The sequence below is a fragment of the Candidatus Omnitrophota bacterium genome, assembly GCA_028717245.1.
GTDB lineage: Bacteria > Omnitrophota > Gorgyraeia > Gygaellales > Profunditerraquicolaceae > JAGUYA01.
The window spans coordinates 39,802-60,365 of the sequence record JAQUOD010000004.1 but is presented as its reverse complement, the minus strand read 5'-3'; the positions used below and the strand labels follow the sequence as shown (position 1 = coordinate 60,365).

Below are 20,564 nucleotides of genomic sequence, written 5' to 3'. Positions count from 1 at the left end.
AGGATGTTTGAGCAATTAGAGCAGTTAGAAAAACGCTACCAGGAATTAGAGCGCCTTCTGGCTTCGTACGAAACCGTATCTGACAAGGAACAGTATAGCCAGTACGCGAGGGATTTGTCAGAGCTGAAGGAGACTGTATCTATATTCCGGGAATATAAGAAGATTATTAAGGAAACGCAGGACCTGGAAAATACGCTTAAGGAAAAACACGAGCGTGAATTCCTGGCTTTGGCTAAGGCGGAATCAGAGGATTTAAAAAATAAGAAAGCGGATTTAGAGCTGAAACTGAAAAATATTTTAAAGGGAGAAGATAAGGACCTGGGCCGTGATATCATCGTCGAGATACGCCAGGGTACCGGAGGCCTGGAGGCGGGACTATTCGCCGGTGACCTTTACCGGATGTATACAAAATATGCCGCCAGAAAATCCTGGGCCGTAGAATCGATGTCCGCGCATCCTAATGAACTGGGAGGTTTTAAAGAAATAGTCTTTAGCGTAAAAGGCAAAGAGGCCTACAAACGCCTTAAGTTTGAAAGCGGCGTGCATCGCGTCCAGCGCGTCCCTACTACGGAAGCGCAGGGCCGCATCCATACCTCTACCGCTACGGTAGCGGTATTGATGGAACCCGAAGAGGTGGATTTTTCGGTTGACCAGAAAGATCTGCGCATTGATACCTACAGGTCTTCAGGCCCGGGCGGGCAGCATATGCAAAAGAGCGATTCTGCGGTAAGGATTACGCATTTGCCTTCGGGGGTGGTGGTGGCCTGTCAGGATGAGCGTTCACAATTAAAGAATAAAACTAAAGCAATGAGGATTCTGCGCGCAAGGCTTATGGATATAAAACAACAGGAGGAATCTAAAAAGATCTCCCAGGAGAGGAAATCCCAGATCGGCTCAGGAGACAGGAGCGAGAAAATCCGTACCTATAATTTTCCTGACCGCCGCGTCACCGACCATAGGATAAACCTGACCCTGCACCAATTGGAAGCGGTATTGGAAGGCGACTTGGATGAGTTATCTGATGCATTGATAAAAGCAGCAGAGGGAAAAAAGAATGAATGAGGCAGAGTTATTATTTACCGATATATTGAATTGCGACCGGCTGTCTTTATATGTAAATAAAGATTTATCTCTGGATAAAATCAGCTCTTCTTTGGTATCCGCTGCTTTAAAAAGACGGATAAAAAGTGAACCTATACAATATATATTAGGTAAGGCAGAATTTATGGGCTTGCAATTTAAGGTAACTCCGGATGTGCTGATACCCAGGCCGGAGACGGAGATTTTAGTAGAAACAGCAATAAAGCTGGTGTCAGGTGTCAGGTGTCAGGTGTCAGGTGTCAATATTTTGGATTTAGGTACAGGTTCAGGATGCATTGCTGTGTCTTTGGCAAAATTTTTACCTGAAGCAGAAATCCATGCTACAGATATTTCTGAAAGTGCCTTAGAGATAGCCAGGGCTAATGCCCGGTTAAATAGAGTGGACAATAGCATCAGTTTTTTCCAAAGTGATTTACTTACAGCTTATAGCTTAGAGCTTACAGCTTACGATATAATTGTTTCTAACCCACCTTATGTCCCTACGCAGGAAATTGACACGTTGCAACCAGAGATACAATATGAGCCGCGAATTGCCCTAGACGGCGGCGAAGAAGGGTTAGATTTTTACCGCAGGATAATCCAGGATGCGCCCGGATATCTAAAAGAGGGAGGTTTTTTAATTATGGAGGCGGGGTTCGGGCAAAAGGATGCGATAAAAAATGTTTTTCAAAAATCCGGATTTTTTAAGGTAATAGAATGGATTAAGGATTATAATAATATAGACAGAGTCGTTGTAGCTAAAAAAGAAAGATAAATATGGATAAGTTGATCATTGAAGGCGGGGTAAAACTAAAAGGCGAAGTTACTGTATCGGGTTCTAAAAACGCGGTCTTACCCATTTTGGCGGCGGCCCTTTTGACGGACGACCATTGTATTATCAGGGGTGTGCCTAATCTGCGGGATACGCACACCATGTTAAAAATTTTACGTTCTCTGGGCAAGAGTGCCGAGTTCGATAAAGGCGCAGTTGCCATTGGCCCGAATAAGCACGCCAATTTTATCGCCGATTATAAACTCGTCTCTACCATGCGCGCCTCATTCTGTGTTTTGGGGCCGCTGCTTGCTAAGCTAAAGAAGGCAAAAGTTTCTCTACCCGGCGGCTGTATTATCGGCGTGCGGCCCGTAGATTTACACCTTAAAGGGATTAGGGCTTTGGGTGCGGATATTGCTGTTGAGGCAGGCTATGTTATCGCCAAGGCAAAGCGGCTTAAAGGCAACCAGGTATACTTAGGCGGCGTTTATGGCTCATCGGTGTTGGCTACCGATAATGTAATGATGGCAGCTACCTTAGCGAGGGGTAAGACTATTATTGAATCCGCAGCCTGCGAGCCTGAAGTAGCAGACCTGGCGGATTTCTTGATTAAAATGGGCGCTAAAATAAAGGGCCACGGCACGCCGACCATAGAGATAGAGGGCGTCAGGCAATTACACGGCGCCGAACATAAGATAATCCCGGACAGGATAGAAGCAGGCACCTTAATAGTGGCTTCTTTGATTACAGGGGGGGATATTACCATAAAGAATATTTTTTCCAGGCATTTAGGCGCGGTCATTGATAAACTTGAAGAAGCGGGTGTTTCTCTAAAAAATACCGATAATTCAATCCGCGTCTGCCCTAAACGCAGGCTAAAGCCCATAAATATTACTACCTTGCCTTATCCGGGTTTTCCTACGGATATGCAGGCGCAGATGATGAGCTTAATGAGCGTTACTGCCGGCATAAGCGTAGTTACCGAGAAGATTTATCCGGATAGGTTTATGCATGTGGCTGAGCTTAACCGTATGGGCGCGCGCATCCAAAGAGAAGGCCCGCATGCGATTGTTGAAGGCGTAAAACAATTATCGGGCGCTCCGGTCATGGCCTCGGACTTACGCGCATCTGCTTGTTTAGTCTTGGCCGGATTAGTGGCACGCGGCAAGACCGCAGTATCCAGGATTTATCATCTGGAGCGCGGATATGAAAATATGGAAGCAAAATTAGAGAGGTTGGGTGCAAAAATCTGGAGAGAAAAAGAATGATACTTATGATTGATAATTACGATTCCTTTACCTATAACCTCGTCCAATATTTAGGGGCCCTGGGCGCAGATATCAGGGTATTCAGGAACGACAAAATCAGCATAGATAAAATTAAGAAACTTAAGCCCGGGAAAATTGTGATTTCACCCGGGCCGGGCCGTCCGGAAGGCGCGGGTATCTCCTGCGAGGTGATTAAAAAATTTGCCGGTAAAATTCCTATATTAGGGGTGTGTCTGGGCCACCAGTGCCTGGGCTATGTTTACGGCGGCCGCATTATCGGCGCAAAGAGGCTGATGCACGGAAAAACCTCGCTTATTTATCATAACCGAAAGACTATATTCCGCGGCATACCTAATCCTTTTGAAGCTACACGTTACCATTCTCTGGTGGTAGAAAAGAAAACCCTGCCTGAATGTTTAGAGATAATTGCCTGGACAAAAGAATCAGAGATTATGGGCCTAAAGCACAAAGAATATCCCTTATGGGGAGTGCAGTTTCACCCTGAATCTATCTTAACCAAAGTAGGGCAGGATATCCTCGCTAATTTCTTAGCCATATGATTAAAGAGGCGATAAACGAACTCTCCTTAAAAAATAATCTTACGCCGGATTTAATGCGCAAGGTCATGGAAGAAATTATGACCGGTAAAGCAAAGACGGCTGAGATTGTTTCTTTCTTGGACGCCTTAAATAAGAAAGGCGAAACAGTAGAAGAAATCACCGCTGCGGTCTCGGTCATGCGTAACCACGTGACTAAAATCCGCACAGATAAAGATGTGGTTTTGGACACCTGCGGGACAGGCGGAGACAAAAAAGGGACGTTTAATGTTTCTACGCTAGCGGCATTTGTGGCCTCTGGCGCAGGGATTACCGTAGCCAAACACGGTAACCGTTCGGTGTCAAGTTCCTGCGGCAGCGCGGATATATTAGAGGCATTAGGGGTCAATATCAATATGCCCAAAAAAAATATAGAAGAATGCCTTAATGATATCGGGATTGCTTTTCTCTATGCGCCTAATCTCCATCCGGCGATGAAATACGCCATGCCGGCGAGAAAACAAATGGGGGTGCGGACCATATTTAATATTTTAGGCCCTTTAACCAATCCCGCGGGCGCAACGCATCAATTATTGGGCGTATATGAAATACGCTGGGTAAAGATATTGGCCACGGTGCTGGGTAACCTGGGGACAACGCATGCGCTCGTCGTGCACAGCCAGGACGGCCTTGATGAAGTAAGCACTACTGCCAGGACCTACGTGAGTGAAACATATCAGGGCAGCTTAAAAGATTACGAAATAAATCCGCAGGATTTCGGATTTCCCAAAGTGCAGTTAGAAGACTTAAGAGGCAAAGAGGTTTGCGATAATACCCGGATCGTGCTTGATGTTTTAAAAGGGGAAGCCGGCCCTAAGCGGGACATAGTATTATTAAACGCCGCAGCTGCCATATACGCTGCCGATAAGGCCAAATCGCTTGAAGAGGGAATAAAGATGGCTTCTGAATCCATAGATTCAGGTAAGGCATTAGAAAAGCTGGAAGCGCTTAAAGAGTATTCACAAAAAAATAAATGAAAAAAGCAGATATCCTAAAAGAAATTGTAGAGAAAAAGAAAGAAAAGATTATTTTAACCAAGCAGCAGCTCCCCGAGGAAGAGTTAAAGGCTAAAGTGCTCGGCCTTATGCCTACGCGCCCTTTTATGGAAGCCATAAGTAAGCCAAGGCAGATTTTTCTGATTGCCGAGATAAAAAGACAATCCCCTTCGCGGGGTATCATCCGCCAGGAATTCAATCTTGCCCAGATTGCCCGTATTTATCAGGAGGCAGGAGTTACGGCAGTATCGGTATTGACCGAAGAGGATTATTTCGGCGGCAGCATATCTTACCTCAATGAAGTGAAAAATATTGTGCAATGCCCCGTATTAAGAAAAGATTTTATTTTAGAGCCATACCAGGTTTATGAGTCCAGATTCTACGGCGCGGATGCCATATTGCTGATTGCGGATTTATTGTCTAAGGAGAAGCTGTCCGAGCTGATGCAGATAGCCGAAAGCCTGGGGTTGGATTGTTTGGTAGAAGTCCATGATGAGAAGGAATTAAAAAAGGTCTTAAGCCTGAAGGCGCCTTTAATCGGGATAAATAACCGCAATTTACATACTTTAGAGGTAGATTTTAAGACTACGGAGAATTTATTTCTCCTTATCCCAAAAGGTAAGGTGGTGGTAGTAGAGAGCGGTATCAAGAGCAGCCAGGATATATTATTTTTAAAGATCCTGGGGGTCAGCGCGGTCTTAATCGGCGAAGCGATTATGGAAGCGCAGGATATAAAGAAGAAGATAGAAGAGCTGATGGGATGGTAATTTAGTCGTTAGTCGTTGGTCGTTAGTTGTTAGTTGAGGTGTGATGGTAAAAGTAAAGATATGCGGGATAACGAATTTAGAGGATGCGCTAAAAATCGCAGGGCTTAAACCCGATGCCTTAGGGTTTGTTTTTTATCAGAAGAGCCCCAGGTATATCCGGCCGGATAAGGCCAGAGAAATCATCAGGCATATCCCTAAATCAATTAAGAAGGTGGGGGTTTTTGTTGACGAAAAGGAAAATAACATCAAACGCATTGCCAAAGATTTAAAGCTGGATATGCTGCAGTTTCACGGCGATGAATCGCCGGAATTTTGCGCCAAATTCAAAGGTTATAAAATAATCAAGGCATTCAGGATAAAAGACAGGGTAGATTTCAGGGGTATCTTGAGGTATAGAACTTATGCTTATCTTTTTGATACCTTTGTAAAATCAAAGATAGGCGGCACAGGCAAGAGGTTTAACTGGGAGCTGATAAGGCATTTGAGCGGTTTTCATAAGCCCATATTTTTATCCGGCGGGCTGAATGCCCAGAACGCCAAAGAGGCAATACAACAGGCGCATCCGGACTGGGTAGACGTATCGAGCTGTGTAGAAATAAAACCGGGTGAGAAAGACTATAAAAAAGCCAAGAGTTTCATTAAGGCGGTAAGGGAGAAGAGTTAGAGATGGAAAAATGCCCGTATTGCGCGGGCATAAGGTTACTTTTTAGATGCCCGTTGACGGCTTTTTATTTTTAACTTATAATAACGCAAATTGAAGAGGTGGATATGTTACCCGATAAAAAAGGACATTTTGACGGTTTCGGCGGCAGGTTTGTCCCTGAGACGCTGATACATGCCCTGGATGAGCTGGAAAAAGAGTATAAGAAGGCCAGGCGCGATAGAAAATTTAATCAAGAACTCGATTATTATCTTAAAGAATATGCCGGCCGGCCCACGCCATTGTATCTCGCTAAGAATTTAAGCAAACATCTGGGTATCAGAAAGATTTATCTTAAGAGAGAGGACTTGTTGCATACGGGCGCGCATAAGATAAATAATACCCTGGGCCAGGTTCTTCTGGCGCTAAGGATGGGAAAGAAACGCATTATTGCCGAAACCGGCGCCGGGCAACACGGAGTAGCCACAGCTACTGTTGCCGCTATGTTCGGGCTGGAGTGCGATATCTATATGGGTGAGGAAGATATCCAGAGGCAGAGGTTAAATGTCTTTCGTATGAAACTCTTAGGCGCCAGGGTTGTGCCTGTGAGCAGCGGCTCAAAGACGCTTAAGGATGCTATGACCGAGGCCTTAAGGGATTGGGTAACTAATGTGCGCCACACCCATTATATCATCGGTTCTGTTGCCGGGCCGCATCCGTATCCAGTGATGGTCAGGGATTTCCAATCAGTGCTCGGGCGCGAGGCAAGGCGGCAGATATTAAAAAAAGAAAAAAGGCTGCCGGATTATCTGGTAGCTTGTGTAGGCGGCGGTAGCAATGCTATGGGTTTATTCTATCCTTTTTATAATGACCGCAGAGTCAAATTTATCGGCGTAGAAGCAGGCGGTTTGGGTATAGCATCAGGAAAACATGCTGCTACTTTAGTGGGTGGAAAAACAGGGGTTTTACATGGCTCCAAATCCGGGCTCCTGGAAGATGAATTCGGCCAGGTAAAAATTGCCCACTCTATTGCCGCGGGTTTAGATTATCCCGGCGTAGGCCCGGAGCACGCTTATTATAAAAAGACAGGCCGGGCTACCTACGTGGCAGTCAACGACAAAGAAGCCCTGGAAGGCTTTAAATTATTATCGGAAACCGAAGGTATAATCCCGGCCTTAGAGCCTGCTCATGCCGTATTTTATCTTACCCGGCTGGCAGGAAAAATTAATAAAGACGCGATAATTATCCTTTGCCTTTCAGGCAGGGGGGATAAAGATTTGGATATTGTAGTGAAAGGATTGAAATTATGAATCCCACGCCTTCTAATTGCATGGATGTGGGATTTAAATAAACAGAATTCTTGAATAAGAGAGAAGGTGTGGGATGAACCGTATTGATAAAAAATTTAAGGATTTAAAGAAAAAAAATAAGAAAGCATTTATTGCCTTTATTACTGCCGGCTACCCGAACCTTGATACCACTCGAAAACTAGTATTGGAGTTTGCTAAAAACGGCGTGGATATTGTAGAATTAGGCGTTCCTTTTTCTGACCCTATGGCAGACGGGCCGATTATCCAGGAAGCGTCGCAGGAGTCCTTAAAGAGGGGTGTTAATCTTAACGATATATTAAAGTTAGTCAAGACGTTAAGGAAAGATACGGATATCCCTTTGTGCCTGATGACTTATTACAATCCCATATTTTGTTTTGGCGAAGAAAAATTCGCCAGGAAGGCCTCGGGGTCAGGAGTAGACGGCGTGATTATACCGGATCTGCCTCCTGAAGAAGCCGCGACTTTTATAGAGTCAGCGAAAAAATATGATTTAGATATTATCTTTTTTCTAGCACCCACAAGCACTAAAGAGCGGATGAAATTTATCTCCGGTGTCTCCCGGGGTTTTATTTATTATGTTTCCTTGACCGGAGTTACCGGAGTGCGTAAAAAGTTGCCTTCGGACCTGATAAATAACCTCAAGGCAGTGAAAAAAAATACCCGTAAACCCGTTTGCGTGGGGTTTGGGGTATCAAGCGCTAAGCAGGTAAGGCAGATTTATAAAATTGCCGACGGCGTAATCATAGGCAGCGCTATTATCAGGAGGATTAAAGAAAATATCGGCAGGCCTGATTTAGTAAAGAGGGTAGGCGGATTTATCCGTAAACTGAAAATATGAGCCGGATTTATAAAAATAAAATATTGGATAATGGCCTAAGGATAGTGGCGCATCCTATGAGTAAGATGCAGTCTGTGGCCATAGGTATCTGGATCAGGGTAGGCGGCAGGTATGAGTCCGCTGAATTTAAAGGCATAGCCCATTTCTTAGAGCACCTTGTCTTTAAGGGGTCGAAGAATTACTCCTGCCGTAAGATAAAAGAATCAATCGAAGGAGTAGGCGGCTCTTTAAACGGGTTCACCTCGGAAGAGTTGACTTGCTATCTGGTAAAAATCCCCTATTCCTATCTGGATATCGCCCTGAATGTCCTTTCGGATATGGTGAGAAACCCCCTGTTGCTGGAAAAAGAAATAAACAAGGAGAGGACGGTAATCCTGGAAGAAATAAAGATGTATAAAGACCTGCCCCAGAGTTATGTCTATGAATTATTGGACGAACTCCTCTGGCCTGATCAGCCGTTAGGGGCGCCTATTATAGGTACGGCTGATTCCGTGAATAAAATCAAGAGAGGCTCACTCTCCCTGTTTAAAGAAAGGTATTATACCGCGCCCAATATTATCATCAGTGTTGCGGGTGCTTTGGATTTTGATAAATTCACAGACAAGGTAAGCGCTATATTTTCCGCAGGACAGGATAAAAATATAAATGCCTTCTCGAAAGTAAGGGAGCAGCAATTCAAACCAAAATTAAAACTCTTATACAAAGAGACGGAACAGACCCATATGGCTTTAGGCTTTCGCGGGTTTAAGAGGGAGCATCCTTTAAAGTATGCCCTGGGGCTCTTGCATATAGTTTTGGGGGCAAATATGTCCAGCCGGCTCTTTAATGAAGTCAGGGAAAAGAATGGCCTGGCTTATGAGATAGGCACGCAGGTGAAATATTTTCAGGATACGGGGGCATTTATCGTCCATGCCGGAATTGATAACCGCAACGTCAGCGAGGCCATAAAGCTTATCCTCAAAGAGCTGAAGAAGGCCAAGGATAAGCTGGTTACTGCTGCCGAATTTAAACGGGCAAAAGAATTTTATCTGGGCCAGCTCATGCTTGCCCTGGAGGACACCCTTGACCATATGCTCTGGATAGGCGAATCTCTCGCCACCCTGGATAAGGTTTATTCCCTTGAGGATATCATCAAAGAGGTGCGGAAGGTAAAACGGGAAAATATCCGCGAGGCAGCCGAATCCATATTACAGGAAGGAAGATTAAATCTTGCTTTGATCGGCCCGCTTAAAGATAAAGAAAAAGAGATATACCGCCAGCTGAATTAAACTAAAGCCGTATTTAAAAAATGCATAATACACTTTCGCTACCCGTAATATTAATATCCTTATTCATTCTGGCGTTACTCTCGTTTTTTTTCTCTGCTTCTGAAACCGCAATCATCGGCTTAAGCAAGTTACGCCTGCGCCATATGCTCACCAAGGGTATTAAACGAGCACAGAATGTCCACCGTTTGGTGACAAAACTGGATAAGTTTATCGCTACTCTTTTAATCGGGAATAATTTTGTCAACGTAGCTATATCAGCCATAATCACGGCAATAGTGGTTCAAGTATTAGGTTATAGATGGGGAGTAATTATCGCTACTCTGATTACGTCGTTTTTTATACTCATCTTTTGCGAAATAACCCCCAAGATTTTAGCGACGAAACACACGGAAAAGGTCGCCCTCTTTAGCGCCCCGCTTATGGAAGCATTAATCAGCATAGCCGGGCCGGTTACCCACGTATTTATAGGAATAAGTAATCGTATGCTTAAGATTTTGCGGATACAACCCACCAAAAGGTCGCCTCTGATAACCGAAGGAGAATTGCGCCTGATGATAGAAATCGGCAAGGAAGAGGGGGTCTTAAGTGATGAAGAGAGGAATATGCTGCACCGTATTTTTGAATTCGGGGATATAAAAGTCGGGGAGGTGATGATTACAAAAGATAAAATTATTGCGGTAGATTCCAAGTCCAGCGCAGAGAACTTGCTAAATATTTTTGCCGAAGAAGGGCACGCGCGCCTTCCGGTATATGAGGGCTCTATTGATAATATCATCGGCATAATCTACGCCCGTGACCTGCTTTATATACTCAGGGATAAGAAATTATTTGTTCTAGAGGATCTTCTGCACAGCGTATGTTATGTGCCCGCTACTATGCGCGTGAGCGAGGTCCTGAAGAAATTTCAGACGGAAAAAATTCAGATTGCTATTGTAGTTGATGAGCATAAGAAGGCCTCTGGCATCGTGACGCTGGAAGATTTGACCGAAGAGATTGTCGGAGAGGTAGGGGAGGAGCGGCACAAACATTCTCCATAGCAAGAATTAATTGACACATCAGCGAACGCGTGATAATATAAGTGAAAACATAAGTTATGGAGTATATAATTTTGGATGTATCCGACATAACTTATAAGTTTGAACTTACCCGCCAAAGTTTTTTGGCGGGTTAAATTCGCACAAATAATTTATGCCGGGGATAAAGAAAATTAATACGTCATAAATTATGTGCTCATTTAAAAAGGAGGAAGGGAAATGGCAGAAAAGGGATATTGCGTAAAATGCAAAAAAATGAAAGAAATGAAGGATGAGCAGAAGGTCACTATGAAGAACGGCCGCGCGGCAGCAAAAGGCAAGTGCCCGGATTGCAACACAGGCATGTACAAGATTTTAGGAAAAAAATAATTTAAGATATTCTAAGGGGTGGTAAGGTACTAACAGAGCCGAAAAATATAGCACTGCGTATTGCGGCGGTCGCTAAATCTAAAAAAGCGCAAAGGCCGCTTATTCTGGACATGCGCAAGGTCTGTAGTTTCTGCGATTATTTCATCATCCTAAGCGCCACGTCCTTAAGGCAGGCTAACGCCATTGCCCAAGCTATAGAAGAAGATTTAGCCGGATGCAGGATAAAATCTCTCTCTAAGGTTTGCCCTAACGATGAATCAGGATGGGTAGTCCTGGATTATTCCTCTGTTGTGGCGCATATTTTTTATAAACCGATGAGAGAGTTTTATTCTTTAGAGCGCCTCTGGTCAGACGCCAAGAGGGTAAGGATCCCCAGGGCACGGGAAAAATAATTTTTCCACCTCAAGTGCGGCAATAATTTCTTTCCTCTTTTCCTTTCGCAATTTAATGCTCGCCGATAAAAAATAAGATGAAAAAGGATATCAAGGATTTTCTCATACCCCTAATAAAAAATTCACTGAAGGACTTACTTGCCGGCAGGCCCTATGAGGAACCTTTTTATTTAGACTTCCCCCAGGATATCCGCTTTGGCGACCTCTCTACTAATATTGCCCTGAGGTTAAGTAAACTGACGGGTAAATCCCCTCTTGAGGTGGCTACGGCCTTGGTAGCCAATATAAAGAGGCATTTAGAAAAGAGCCCCGTAAGAGATGACATCCGGGAGATTAAGATCGAGGGAGCCGGGTTTATCAATTTCTATCTCAGCGCGAATTATTTTTATCAACAGCTGCGTAACTTAATCCTAAAAGATAAAAATTCCGTAAGGGCGAATTTAGGAAAAGGCAGGCGCGTGCTTATTGAGTTTGTCAGCGCTAACCCCACCGGCCCCTTATCGGTTGCCCATGCCAGGCAGGCGGCAGTAGGGGATGCCTTAGCTAATATCCTGGACTTTTTAGGATTCAGGGTAAAAAGGGAGTATTACCTTAATGACGAAGGCAACCAGATTAATATATTGGGTGAGTCTATAGAATTAAGGCTCAAGGAATTATCCGCAGAGCAGATAGTATTTCCTGAAGACCATTATCAGGGAGAATATATTTACGATATAGCGAAGGAAGTGCAAAGCGCAAAACGAAAAGTGCAAAATTTAAGCGAATACGGCGTAAAATATATATTAGGTATCATAAAAAAAGAGCTCGCAGATTTCGGGGTTAAGTTTGATTATTGGTATAGCCAAAAGAAGCTTAGGGAGAGCGGCAAGATAAAAAAAGCGCTGGGGTTTTTAAAGAAAAAAAATTTTATCTATGAACAGGATGGCGCGCTCTGGTTTAAATCCACCCTTTTTAAGGATGATAAGGACAGGGTAGTGGTAAAGAGCGACACAAGTTATACGTATCTGGCTCCGGATATCGCGTATCATCAGGATAAATTCAAGCGCGGGTTTAGCTGGTTGATAAACCTCTGGGGGCCTGACCATCACGGTTACATAAATAGATTGAAGGCAGCGGTTGAGGCGCTGGGTAAGGACCCGGCTTCTCTCTCGGTCATTATAGTGCAGTTAGCTTCCATATTCAGGGAGGGTAAACCCGTCCAGATGTCTACGCGCAGGGGCCAGTATATAACGCTTAGGGAAGTCCTGGATGAGGTAGGCCTGGATGCCTCCCGGTTCTTTTTTCTGATGCGCCGCACCTCAAGCCATCTGGATTTTGATTTAGCCGTTGCCAAAAAACAAACACAGGAAAATCCGGTTTATTATGTACAGTATGCCCATGCCAGGATCTGCAGCATTTTAGAGGGCAGCTTCTTAAAGATAAAACCCGGTAATTTGGATTTGACCCTGCTTAAAGAAGTAGAAGAGATGGGCCTGATAAAGAAACTCTGGCAATTCTCCTCTATTTTAAATATCTGCTATACGACCTTGGACCCTTATATGCTGACCGTATATCTGCAGGAGCTCTCCGAGGATTTTCATAAATTCTACGATAAGCACCGCGTTTTGGGCCAGGATGAAAAATTGACCAAGGCAAGGATAGCCCTGATTCAGGCAACCAGGATTATTTTGGCTTTAGGGTTAGAGTTGCTGGGCGTTTCACGGCCCGCCAAGATGTAATTTAAAAGTGCAAAACCATAAGATACTCAAGGTCGCCCCGGCCGATACCCGCCTTCAGGGCATATTCAGTAAAGAACTCGGCATCTCCAAAATCCTCTCCCAGCTATTAATAAACCGCGGCATCAATACCAAAGAAGAAGCGGGAAAATTTTTAGGCGCAGGCTTAGAATATCTTTTAGACCCCTATTCTTTTTCGGATATGCGCCGTGCCGTTAGGCTTATCAAGGATACGGCTAAGGACAGGCAGAAGATAATGGTTTTTGGCGATTACGACGTGGATGGCTTAACCGCTATTACCTTATTAAAAGGGACGCTTTCTGAAATGGGGATAAACGCCTCTCACTATATACCCCATAGGATAAAAGAAGGCTATGGCCTGAATAAAAATATCCTGCATTGTGCCAAAGAAAAAAGGGTGAAGCTTTTAATTACCGTGGATTGCGGAACGAATAACCATGAGCAGATAAAAGAACTGCAGCATTACGGAATAAATGTCATAGTTACCGACCATCATGAGCCGGATAAGGCAGGGGCCCTGCCGGACGGATGCGCGCTGATAAACCCTAAAATTAAAAATGCCGGGTATAAATACAGGGATTTAGCCGGTGTAGGCGTGGCTTATAAGCTTTGCCAGGCGCTTACCGCTAAAACATTACCGGAGGAACTGGATTTAGTCTGTTTAGGCACAATTGCCGATGTCGCTCCTTTAACGGGCGAAAACCGCATTATGGTAAAAGAGGGTTTAGCAAGGCTCGGCCGGACAAAACGCCCGGGCCTGAAGGCCTTAACAGAAATTAGCGGCATAAAAGGCAAAAAGATTACTTCCAGGTTTGTAGGATATATACTCGGGCCGCGGATTAATGCCAGCGGCCGTATGGATACCGCCGAGACTGCCCTGGATTTATTGATGAGCGTAAAACAGGAAGAGGCGGATAAGCTGGCTAAAATTATAGAAACACACAACCGCCAGCGCCAGAAGATAGAAGGCAAGATATCGGAAGAGGCGCAGGATTTAATCGGCCGCGAGGTTAATTTCAAGGAACATAAAATTATTGTTATCGCCAAAGAAAATTGGCATCAGGGCGTTTTGGGGATAGTGGCTTCAAAACTGGCGGATAAGTTCTACAGGCCCACTATTGTTATCTCTCTGACTGAAGATTTATGCAAAGGTTCCGGCCGCTCTATAAAGAATTTCCATCTCTTCGAGGCGTTGTTAGAGTGCCGGGAATTTTTGCAGAATTTCGGCGGGCATAGCCACGCTGTCGGGCTGATGATCGCCAGGGATAATATAGAGGAGTTTAGAAAAAAGATTAATCGCCTGGCCAAAGAAAAGTTGCTCCTGGAGGATCTACTCCCTACTTTGGAAGTAGATATGGAGTTAAAATTAGCGGACCTAAACGAAGAAATTATCAGGGAATTGGAATCTTTAGAGCCTTTCGGAGCGGGTAACCCCGAGCCTTTATTTTATACCAGAAACCTTAAACTAAAAGGCGAGCCGCAGGTATTAGGCAGGGATACGCTTAAATTCTGGGTTACCGACGGTGAGGTTACTTCTGAGGCAATCGGGTTCGGTATGGCGGGTTTTAAGGAGAGCTTCACCGAAGCGCATTTTTTTGATTTAGTTTATAAGCCGAAAATAGACGATTGGCGCGGCGAGGAAACGGTCCTTCTGGAGGTTGAAGACGTATTTTTTAATTAGGCTTTTCGCACGCGGCCTTTTTTTATGCATTTGGTGCAGACGTAGGCTCTCTCGGGCCGGTTATTTATTAAAATACGCATCTTCTGCAGGTTAGGGAGGAAGCTGCGCGCAGTGGTGCGGGTTACTTTTTTGCCCGTGCCGCCTTTTTTCTTAGCCAGGCCCTTACGGACAACACTTCTTCCTGCCATTTGCCCTTTGCCGCATAAAGCACAGATTTTTAGCATTTTTTTCACCTCTTCTATAGAAATCAGAGTATACTTGAAAATAGGATGTTGTCAAGGTAAAATAAAGCAATGAATCTGTCGCTTTTTCCGTTCGTTAACAATTTCGGGTTTTGCGGGCCCTCACCGCGTGGGCGCCTCTCGTCAAATTTTCCTCGAGGCATCCCCCGCGTCACCCGCTAGACCCTAACCTTAGCTCGAAGGCTCGCCAGATTCATTTGTGAGTAAGTAGTTAGAATAAATTTTAGTGTTTTGCTGTAGCGTGCATTAGAAAATCTTTGGCAAAAGTGCACAAGGGATTACGTCGAGCTAAAAGCCTGAGTAGCCTAATCTTACCAGCGTAAGTCGCGAGCGAAAGCGAGACGTAAACCGCAGTGCACGGCAAAGATTTTCAGCACGCGGAAGCGAAACACTAAAATAATAACCCAAGACAGGACCCGCTAAATAAATCGATCATGAACAGTATTCTTGAAGGATTGAATAAGGAGCAGCTAGATGCGGTCACGCATCGGCAGGGGCCGCTTTTAATTATTGCCGGCGCAGGCACGGGAAAGACCACGGTAATTACCCGCAGGATTGCCTGGCTCTTATCCGAAGGCCTATGCAAGACCGATGAAATATTGGCGCTTACCTTTACCGATAAGGCGGCGCGCCAGATGCTGGAGCGGGTAGATACCCTGGTTCCTTATGGCTATACGGATATCTGGATTTCGACATTTCACGCTTTCGGAGACAGACTTTTAAGAGAAAATGCGTTAGTTACCGGCATTAATCCGGATTTTAAGGTCCTGACCCGTCCGGAGGCAGCGGTTTTTTTCCGCGAGCACCTCTTTGAATTTATCCTTGATTACTACCGTCCTCTTTCAGACCCTACGCGTTTTATTGAAGCCCTGATATCTTTATTTAACCGCGCTAAAGACGAAGATATTTCGCCCGAAGAATATTTTAATTTTGCTCAAGACCTTATGCTTAAGGCAAAACTTAAAGCCACTGATCCCATAAAGCAGGAGGAGGCGCTTGCGCAGATTGAACTCGCGCATGCCTACGCTAAGTACCAGGAGCTTTTACGCCAGGAAGGCCTGGTGGATTTTGGGAACCAGTTTTATATGGCATTACAGCTTTTAAGGGCGCACCCGCTGGTCCTGAATAAATATCAACAGCAGTTTAAATATATCCTGGTGGATGAATTCCAGGATACTAACTTTGCCCAATTTCAGATCATAAATTTATTGGCGCAGGCAAACAAAAATATTGCCGTCGTGGCCGACGATGACCAGTGTATTTATAGGTGGCGCGGAGCGGCATACAGCAACGTCTTGAATTTTACGCAGACTTTCCCCGAAGCCAAAAAGGTCAGCCTTATCCAGAATTACCGTTCGGGCCAGGCGATACTGGATAGCGCCTACCGGCTTATCCAGAATAACAACCCCGAGAGATTCGAGATAAAAGCCAATATCAATAAAAAGCTTGTGGCTGTAATTGGAAGCGGAGAACCCCCGCAGCATAAGCACTTTGATACCAATTCTTCGGAGACGGACTGGGTAGCCGCCACGATTAAAGAAAAGGTTAAGGCCGGCCATTACAAATATAAAGATTTCGCGATTCTGGTGCGTTCTAATTCCGATGCCCAGGCCTATTTGCAGGCGCTGAATATGCAGGATATACCCTGGCAATTCAGCGGTAACCAGGGCCTTTATTCCCGGCAGGAAGTCAAACTTTGCATTAGTTTCTTGCGGGTAATTTCCAATCACTCCGATTCCCTACAGCTTTATTATCTGGCCAGCTGCGAAATCTATAATTTAAATTTAGCGGATTTGACTTTATGCATGCATTATACTAGGCGCAGGAATAAATCTCTTTATAGCGCATTCAAAGATTTAGATAATATAACCGAGCTTAGCGAGATAAGCCCTGATTCGCGCGAAAAAATAAAGAAGCTCATGGATGACCTGCATAAATTTATGGAGGCCTCCCGTAACCAGACTACGGGAAGGCTATTGTATAGCTTTCTTACCGAAACCGGTTATTTAAAGAAACTCACCCGCGAGCAAAGCCTGGAAAACGAAACCAAAATACAGAACCTGGCCAGGTTTTTTAATATCGTCAGGGATTTTGAACTGGTCGCCCGGGAAGACCGGGTGATTAATTTTACCCGCTACCTTAATCTTTTAATCGATGCCGGGGATGACCCGCCGACGGTGGAAGCTGACTTAGATAGCGACGCTGTCAATGTGCTGACTATACATAAGGCCAAGGGCCTTGAATTTAGAATAGTATTTTTAGTCAGCTTGGTGAACGGACGCTTTCCGGTGCCGCGGCGCAGGCAGTCTATTGAGCTGCCTGATTCCCTGATAAAGGAAATATTACCTTCGGGCGATTTTCATATACAGGAGGAACGCCGGCTCTTTTATGTAGGCATGACCAGGGCAAAAGAAGCCCTTTATCTTACTTCTGCTTCGGATTACGGCGGAGAACGCACCCGGCGTATCAGCCAGTTTGTAGTTGAGGTTTTAGGCAAAGAAGTACTGGAGAAAGAAAAAATAAAGACCCATCCGGCGCAAGCTATTGAGCGTTTCGCGCCCAGTAAGGAATCTAAAAAGGCGCATAAAGAGAAAATCCCGCAAGATCAACTGATAAATTTAAGCTATTATCAGGTTGATGATTATCTGACCTGCCCCTTAAAATATAAATACGTCAATATTCTGCGCGTGCCCATTATGGAACACCATACGGTTATTTATGGACGGGCAATGCATGAAGCGGTCTGTAATTTTTTCCAGTATAAAATATCCGGCCGTGATATGGGATTAGATGAACTCTTGTGTGTTTTTAAAAATAGCTTCCAGCCGCAGGGTTTTTTGGACGAAAAACACCAGCAAGAGCGCCTGCGTATCGGCAAAGAGGCATTGGCCAGGTTTTATAAGGCTGAAAAAACCAGAAACTCAAAGCCTGCCTATATCGAGAAAAGTTTCTCTTTTATTCTGGAGAATAACAAGATCGCCGGTCGCTTCGATAGAGTGGATATGGAAGAGGGTAAGGCAGTGATTATTGATTTTAAGACCTCTGAAATTACTAAACAGGCTGAAGCGGATAAACGCACAAAAGAGAGCCTGCAGCTGGATTTGTACGCCCTTGCTTATAAAAATATAAACGGGGAGCTGCCTAAACGCGTAGAGCTGCATTTTTTAGAATCCGGGCTTATCGGCGCTAAGGCAGTAAATGAAGAAACCCCGGAAAAGATTATAGAAAAGATAAGGGAAGTCTCCGAAGGCATACGTAAACAGGATTTTAGCGCCACCCCTGCCTATATGGCCTGCACATATTGCGCTTACAACCAGGTCTGCCCCCGCGCAATGATCAGATAGAGCTAAACAAATCTGTCGGTTTTCTCGCTTGTGAGGTAGTGGGTCCTGTCAAGGCTATTTTCTCACAGCACCGCTCGATTTTCCCCACCGAGGAATTTCTCGCTTGAAGTTTCTGCTCACTCTCACCGATATCTAAATAGAAGGTGAACCCTGGCCGTTCGCATAAACTACATGCTGTTCGAAAACAGCCTTGCCACCCACTAGACCCTTAGCCAGCTCGAAAACTGCCAGATTCATCTGTAAATTGACATATTTATCTTTAGCGGGTGACGAGGCATGTTTTGAGTGAGCATCTTGAAAATTCGAGCGGGCATGGTTGCCTGGCTAAAATGAAATCGGGCAGAGCGAGAATTTTCACCGAAGTGCAGCGAGCCACGCTGGGGCGAGTGAAACGGTGCGGCGAAAAATATGCTCTCGGTGAGGACCCGCTACCTCGTAAAATGGAAATGTGAGAAAGCAAGATAGGGCAGCCGCTAAAGAGCGTTACTTGAAACTATGTTAAATAAAATTTACTATTGTATTCATCGCTATTTTAGGTTAAAATAAATCTAATCTAAAAAAGGAGGGGGTTGATGAGGCTTATTATGTTGTGTTTAGTATTTTTAGCCCTGGGGTGTTCGCATTTTAAAATGGAGACGCCGCGTGATTCAGAAACTAACCCCGTGGGCCCCCAAGTATACGATGAAGATATTGCTGAAGGTAAACAATAATTATACCGTAAATCTTGGCTAAACATATTTTTAAGAGGAGAAGCTCAGGATGAAGATTAAGGAAATAAAAGCGCAGGGCATGGATACTAAAAAATTTATTGCAGAAAAAGTAAGAGAGATTTCTGCTGCCGTAGGCGAAGGCCTGGCTATTAATGCCTTATCCGGAGGAGTTGATTCTTCCGCGGTGACGATGTTAGGGCATAAGGCCTTAGGCAGGAGGCTGAAAACTTATTTTATTGATAACGGCTTAATGCGTCAGGGTGAGCCCAGGAGAATCGCCTCTTTATTTAGGGGCCTGGGTGTCGCCGTAGAAATAATCGATGCCCGTAAACAATTTTTTGCTGCGCTAAAGAGGATTACTGATCCCGAACAAAAAAGGGAGGCGATTACCCAGACATTCTACAAAGACGTATTCGGTGGGCTCGTCAGAAAAAGCAAGGCAAAACATCTTTTACAGGGCACTATTTTAACCGATGTTGATGAGACCGTAGCCGGGATAAAAAGGCAGCATAATGTTTTTGAACAGCTGGGCATTGACCCCAAAAAAGTTTTCGGTTATAAAATTATAGAGCCTTTGGTACAATTACGTAAAGATGGGGTCAGGAAGGTGGCAGCCGCCTTAGGCCTGCCGGAATCTATATACAACAGGATGCCTTTTCCCGGGCCAGCCCTCTCCGCCAGGGTTATAGGAGAGGCCACCCCGCAAAAGATAAAAATAGTCAGGCAGGCAACCGCCATCCTTGAAGAAGAATTATCCGCAAGGCGCGCTTTTCAGTATATGGCTATCCTGCATCAGGACAGGGTCACGGGCATAAGAGGTGGCAGGAGAGATTTTGGTTTACAGATTGAAATCAGGTGCTGGGATAGTATTGATGCCCGTTTTGCCAAGCCCACCAGATTACCTTATGATAAATTGCAGAATTTAGCGCAAAGGATGGCTGCCGAGGTCCCGGGAGTAGTCAGCGTCACTTATAATATCACCACTAAGCCGCCATCAACCATGGAAGCGGTCTGATGCCTTAAGTGAGCCCCGCCCATAAATAATATCAATATATTGAATTGAGAATGTGTTGACTTATATTATAAAGTAGCGTATAATAAATTTCCAAAAGAAAATTAAAGTAGTGTCAGGGTGTCAATGTGTCATAAGAGAAAACTTTGATACCTTGATACTATGATACTTTGATACTCTGGTATAAAATAATAATGCAAGGAGGTGAAGAAATTGGTTTTAGTGAAAGACAAAAAGAAGGAGATTATCGACAGCTTTAAGGTCCATTCCAGGGATACGGGCTCCGCAGAAGTGCAGATTGCCATTATCACCGAGAGGCTTAATATCTTGGGAGAGCATTTTAAGAGCCACAAAAAAGACTTTCATTCCCGCCGCGGGCTCCTCATGCTTGTAGGAAGACGCCGCAGGCTCCTTAGTTATCTTAAGGAGAGAGACATCAGGAAATACGAAGAGGTCCTGGAAAAACTCCACTTGAGGAAATAAGGCCGT

The 20,564-nt window shown here is 44.6% G+C and carries 20 protein-coding genes; 19 read left to right on the top strand and 1 reads right to left on the bottom strand.

Annotation, left to right across the window (positions count from 1 at the left end; translation table 11 throughout):
* Positions 1 to 3: 3 nt before the first annotated feature.
* The 15 genes from prfA to recJ all read left to right on the top strand — a co-directional run bounded on the left by prfA (position 4) and on the right by recJ (position 14,767).
* Positions 4 to 1,062 (top strand): peptide chain release factor 1, encoded by a 1,059-nt coding sequence (prfA, locus tag PHV44_03545; GenBank protein ID MDD5592359.1) that lies wholly within the window; start codon positions 4 to 6, stop codon positions 1,060 to 1,062.
* Complete coding sequence (prmC, locus tag PHV44_03540) at positions 1,055 to 1,855, top strand: peptide chain release factor N(5)-glutamine methyltransferase (GenBank protein ID MDD5592358.1); 801 nt, start codon at positions 1,055 to 1,057, stop codon at positions 1,853 to 1,855. Before prfA ends, prmC begins: the two co-directional genes overlap by 8 nt.
* A gap of 2 nt (positions 1,856 to 1,857) precedes the next feature.
* Positions 1,858 to 3,120, top strand: a complete 1,263-nt coding sequence (murA, locus tag PHV44_03535) for a UDP-N-acetylglucosamine 1-carboxyvinyltransferase (GenBank protein ID MDD5592357.1) — start codon at positions 1,858 to 1,860, stop codon at positions 3,118 to 3,120.
* Positions 3,117 to 3,680: an aminodeoxychorismate/anthranilate synthase component II gene (locus tag PHV44_03530; GenBank protein ID MDD5592356.1), complete on the top strand. Its 564-nt coding sequence runs from the start codon at positions 3,117 to 3,119 to the stop codon at positions 3,678 to 3,680. The genes murA and PHV44_03530 overlap by 4 nt, the downstream gene beginning before the upstream one ends.
* Positions 3,677 to 4,693 carry an anthranilate phosphoribosyltransferase gene (trpD, locus tag PHV44_03525; protein ID MDD5592355.1) on the top strand — a complete coding sequence of 339 codons (1,017 nt, stop codon included), beginning with the start codon at positions 3,677 to 3,679 and terminating at the stop codon, positions 4,691 to 4,693. Before PHV44_03530 ends, trpD begins: the two co-directional genes overlap by 4 nt.
* Entirely contained in the window at positions 4,690 to 5,478 is a 789-nt protein-coding gene (gene trpC / locus PHV44_03520) for an indole-3-glycerol phosphate synthase TrpC (GenBank protein ID MDD5592354.1), read from the top strand. The genes trpD and trpC overlap by 4 nt, the downstream gene beginning before the upstream one ends.
* A 43-nt stretch (positions 5,479 to 5,521) precedes the next feature.
* Positions 5,522 to 6,142: a phosphoribosylanthranilate isomerase gene (locus tag PHV44_03515; protein MDD5592353.1), complete on the top strand. Its 621-nt coding sequence runs from the start codon at positions 5,522 to 5,524 to the stop codon at positions 6,140 to 6,142.
* Positions 6,143 to 6,246: 104 nt separating this feature from the next.
* Positions 6,247 to 7,428: a tryptophan synthase subunit beta gene (trpB, locus tag PHV44_03510; GenBank protein MDD5592352.1), complete on the top strand. Its 1,182-nt coding sequence runs from the start codon at positions 6,247 to 6,249 to the stop codon at positions 7,426 to 7,428.
* A 73-nt stretch (positions 7,429 to 7,501) separates the two neighbouring features.
* Entirely contained in the window at positions 7,502 to 8,287 is a 786-nt protein-coding gene (gene trpA, locus PHV44_03505) for a tryptophan synthase subunit alpha (GenBank protein MDD5592351.1), read from the top strand.
* A complete protein-coding gene (locus PHV44_03500) occupies positions 8,284 to 9,555 on the top strand; it encodes a pitrilysin family protein (GenBank protein ID MDD5592350.1) in 1,272 nt (423 codons plus the stop codon). Before trpA ends, PHV44_03500 begins: the two co-directional genes overlap by 4 nt.
* A 20-nt stretch (positions 9,556 to 9,575) precedes the next feature.
* Positions 9,576 to 10,592, top strand: coding sequence for a hemolysin family protein (locus PHV44_03495; GenBank protein ID MDD5592349.1), 1,017 nt, complete (start codon positions 9,576 to 9,578; stop codon positions 10,590 to 10,592).
* A 216-nt stretch (positions 10,593 to 10,808) separates the two neighbouring features.
* Complete coding sequence (locus PHV44_03490) at positions 10,809 to 10,958, top strand: DUF5679 domain-containing protein (protein MDD5592348.1); 150 nt, start codon at positions 10,809 to 10,811, stop codon at positions 10,956 to 10,958.
* 59 nt (positions 10,959 to 11,017) lie between these two features.
* Positions 11,018 to 11,350, top strand: coding sequence for a ribosome silencing factor (rsfS, locus tag PHV44_03485; protein ID MDD5592347.1), 333 nt, complete (start codon positions 11,018 to 11,020; stop codon positions 11,348 to 11,350).
* Positions 11,351 to 11,427: 77 nt separating this feature from the next.
* A complete protein-coding gene (gene argS, locus PHV44_03480) occupies positions 11,428 to 13,068 on the top strand; it encodes an arginine--tRNA ligase (protein MDD5592346.1) in 1,641 nt (546 codons plus the stop codon).
* 7 nt (positions 13,069 to 13,075) lie between these two features.
* Positions 13,076 to 14,767: a single-stranded-DNA-specific exonuclease RecJ gene (recJ, locus tag PHV44_03475; GenBank protein ID MDD5592345.1), complete on the top strand. Its 1,692-nt coding sequence runs from the start codon at positions 13,076 to 13,078 to the stop codon at positions 14,765 to 14,767.
* On the opposite strand, the gene rpmB is transcribed toward recJ, so the two are convergent.
* Positions 14,764 to 14,991: a 50S ribosomal protein L28 gene (rpmB, locus tag PHV44_03470; GenBank protein ID MDD5592344.1), complete on the bottom strand. Its 228-nt coding sequence runs from the start codon at positions 14,989 to 14,991 to the stop codon at positions 14,764 to 14,766. The two genes, recJ and rpmB, sit on opposite strands and share 4 nt — an antisense overlap.
* A gap of 452 nt (positions 14,992 to 15,443) precedes the next feature.
* On the opposite strand from rpmB, the gene PHV44_03465 reads away from it, so the two are divergent.
* The 4 genes from PHV44_03465 (at position 15,444) to rpsO (ending at position 20,558) form a co-directional block, all read left to right on the top strand.
* A complete protein-coding gene (locus PHV44_03465) occupies positions 15,444 to 18,353 on the top strand; it encodes a UvrD-helicase domain-containing protein (protein MDD5592343.1) in 2,910 nt (969 codons plus the stop codon).
* 572 nt (positions 18,354 to 18,925) lie between these two features.
* Entirely contained in the window at positions 18,926 to 19,063 is a 138-nt protein-coding gene (locus tag PHV44_03460) for a hypothetical protein (protein ID MDD5592342.1), read from the top strand.
* A 49-nt stretch (positions 19,064 to 19,112) separates the two neighbouring features.
* Positions 19,113 to 20,078 carry an ExsB family transcriptional regulator gene (locus PHV44_03455; GenBank protein MDD5592341.1) on the top strand — a complete coding sequence of 322 codons (966 nt, stop codon included), beginning with the start codon at positions 19,113 to 19,115 and terminating at the stop codon, positions 20,076 to 20,078.
* Between the two features lie 210 nt (positions 20,079 to 20,288).
* Positions 20,289 to 20,558 (top strand): 30S ribosomal protein S15, encoded by a 270-nt coding sequence (rpsO, locus tag PHV44_03450; GenBank protein MDD5592340.1) that lies wholly within the window; start codon positions 20,289 to 20,291, stop codon positions 20,556 to 20,558.
* The last annotated feature ends 6 nt before the right edge of the window (positions 20,559 to 20,564 follow it).

What these genes read in the sequence shown, in the direction of transcription:
- prfA (MDD5592359.1), top strand. Translation starts at nt 4, where the DNA reads ATGTTTGAGCAATTAGAGCAGTTAGAAAAACGCTACCAGGAATTAGAG.
- prmC (MDD5592358.1), top strand. Translation starts at nt 1,055, where the DNA reads ATGAATGAGGCAGAGTTATTATTTACCGATATATTGAATTGCGACCGG.
- murA (MDD5592357.1), top strand. Translation starts at nt 1,858, where the DNA reads ATGGATAAGTTGATCATTGAAGGCGGGGTAAAACTAAAAGGCGAAGTT.
- PHV44_03530 (MDD5592356.1), top strand. Translation starts at nt 3,117, where the DNA reads ATGATACTTATGATTGATAATTACGATTCCTTTACCTATAACCTCGTC.
- trpD (MDD5592355.1), top strand. Translation starts at nt 3,677, where the DNA reads ATGATTAAAGAGGCGATAAACGAACTCTCCTTAAAAAATAATCTTACG.
- trpC (MDD5592354.1), top strand. Translation starts at nt 4,690, where the DNA reads ATGAAAAAAGCAGATATCCTAAAAGAAATTGTAGAGAAAAAGAAAGAA.
- PHV44_03515 (MDD5592353.1), top strand. Translation starts at nt 5,522, where the DNA reads ATGGTAAAAGTAAAGATATGCGGGATAACGAATTTAGAGGATGCGCTA.
- trpB (MDD5592352.1), top strand. Translation starts at nt 6,247, where the DNA reads ATGTTACCCGATAAAAAAGGACATTTTGACGGTTTCGGCGGCAGGTTT.
- trpA (MDD5592351.1), top strand. Translation starts at nt 7,502, where the DNA reads ATGAACCGTATTGATAAAAAATTTAAGGATTTAAAGAAAAAAAATAAG.
- PHV44_03500 (MDD5592350.1), top strand. Translation starts at nt 8,284, where the DNA reads ATGAGCCGGATTTATAAAAATAAAATATTGGATAATGGCCTAAGGATA.
- PHV44_03495 (MDD5592349.1), top strand. Translation starts at nt 9,576, where the DNA reads ATGCATAATACACTTTCGCTACCCGTAATATTAATATCCTTATTCATT.
- PHV44_03490 (MDD5592348.1), top strand. Translation starts at nt 10,809, where the DNA reads ATGGCAGAAAAGGGATATTGCGTAAAATGCAAAAAAATGAAAGAAATG.
- argS (MDD5592346.1), top strand. Translation starts at nt 11,428, where the DNA reads ATGAAAAAGGATATCAAGGATTTTCTCATACCCCTAATAAAAAATTCA.
- rpmB (MDD5592344.1), bottom strand. Translation starts at nt 14,991, where the DNA reads ATGCTAAAAATCTGTGCTTTATGCGGCAAAGGGCAAATGGCAGGAAGA.
- PHV44_03465 (MDD5592343.1), top strand. Translation starts at nt 15,444, where the DNA reads ATGAACAGTATTCTTGAAGGATTGAATAAGGAGCAGCTAGATGCGGTC.
- PHV44_03460 (MDD5592342.1), top strand. Translation starts at nt 18,926, where the DNA reads ATGAGGCTTATTATGTTGTGTTTAGTATTTTTAGCCCTGGGGTGTTCG.
- PHV44_03455 (MDD5592341.1), top strand. Translation starts at nt 19,113, where the DNA reads ATGAAGATTAAGGAAATAAAAGCGCAGGGCATGGATACTAAAAAATTT.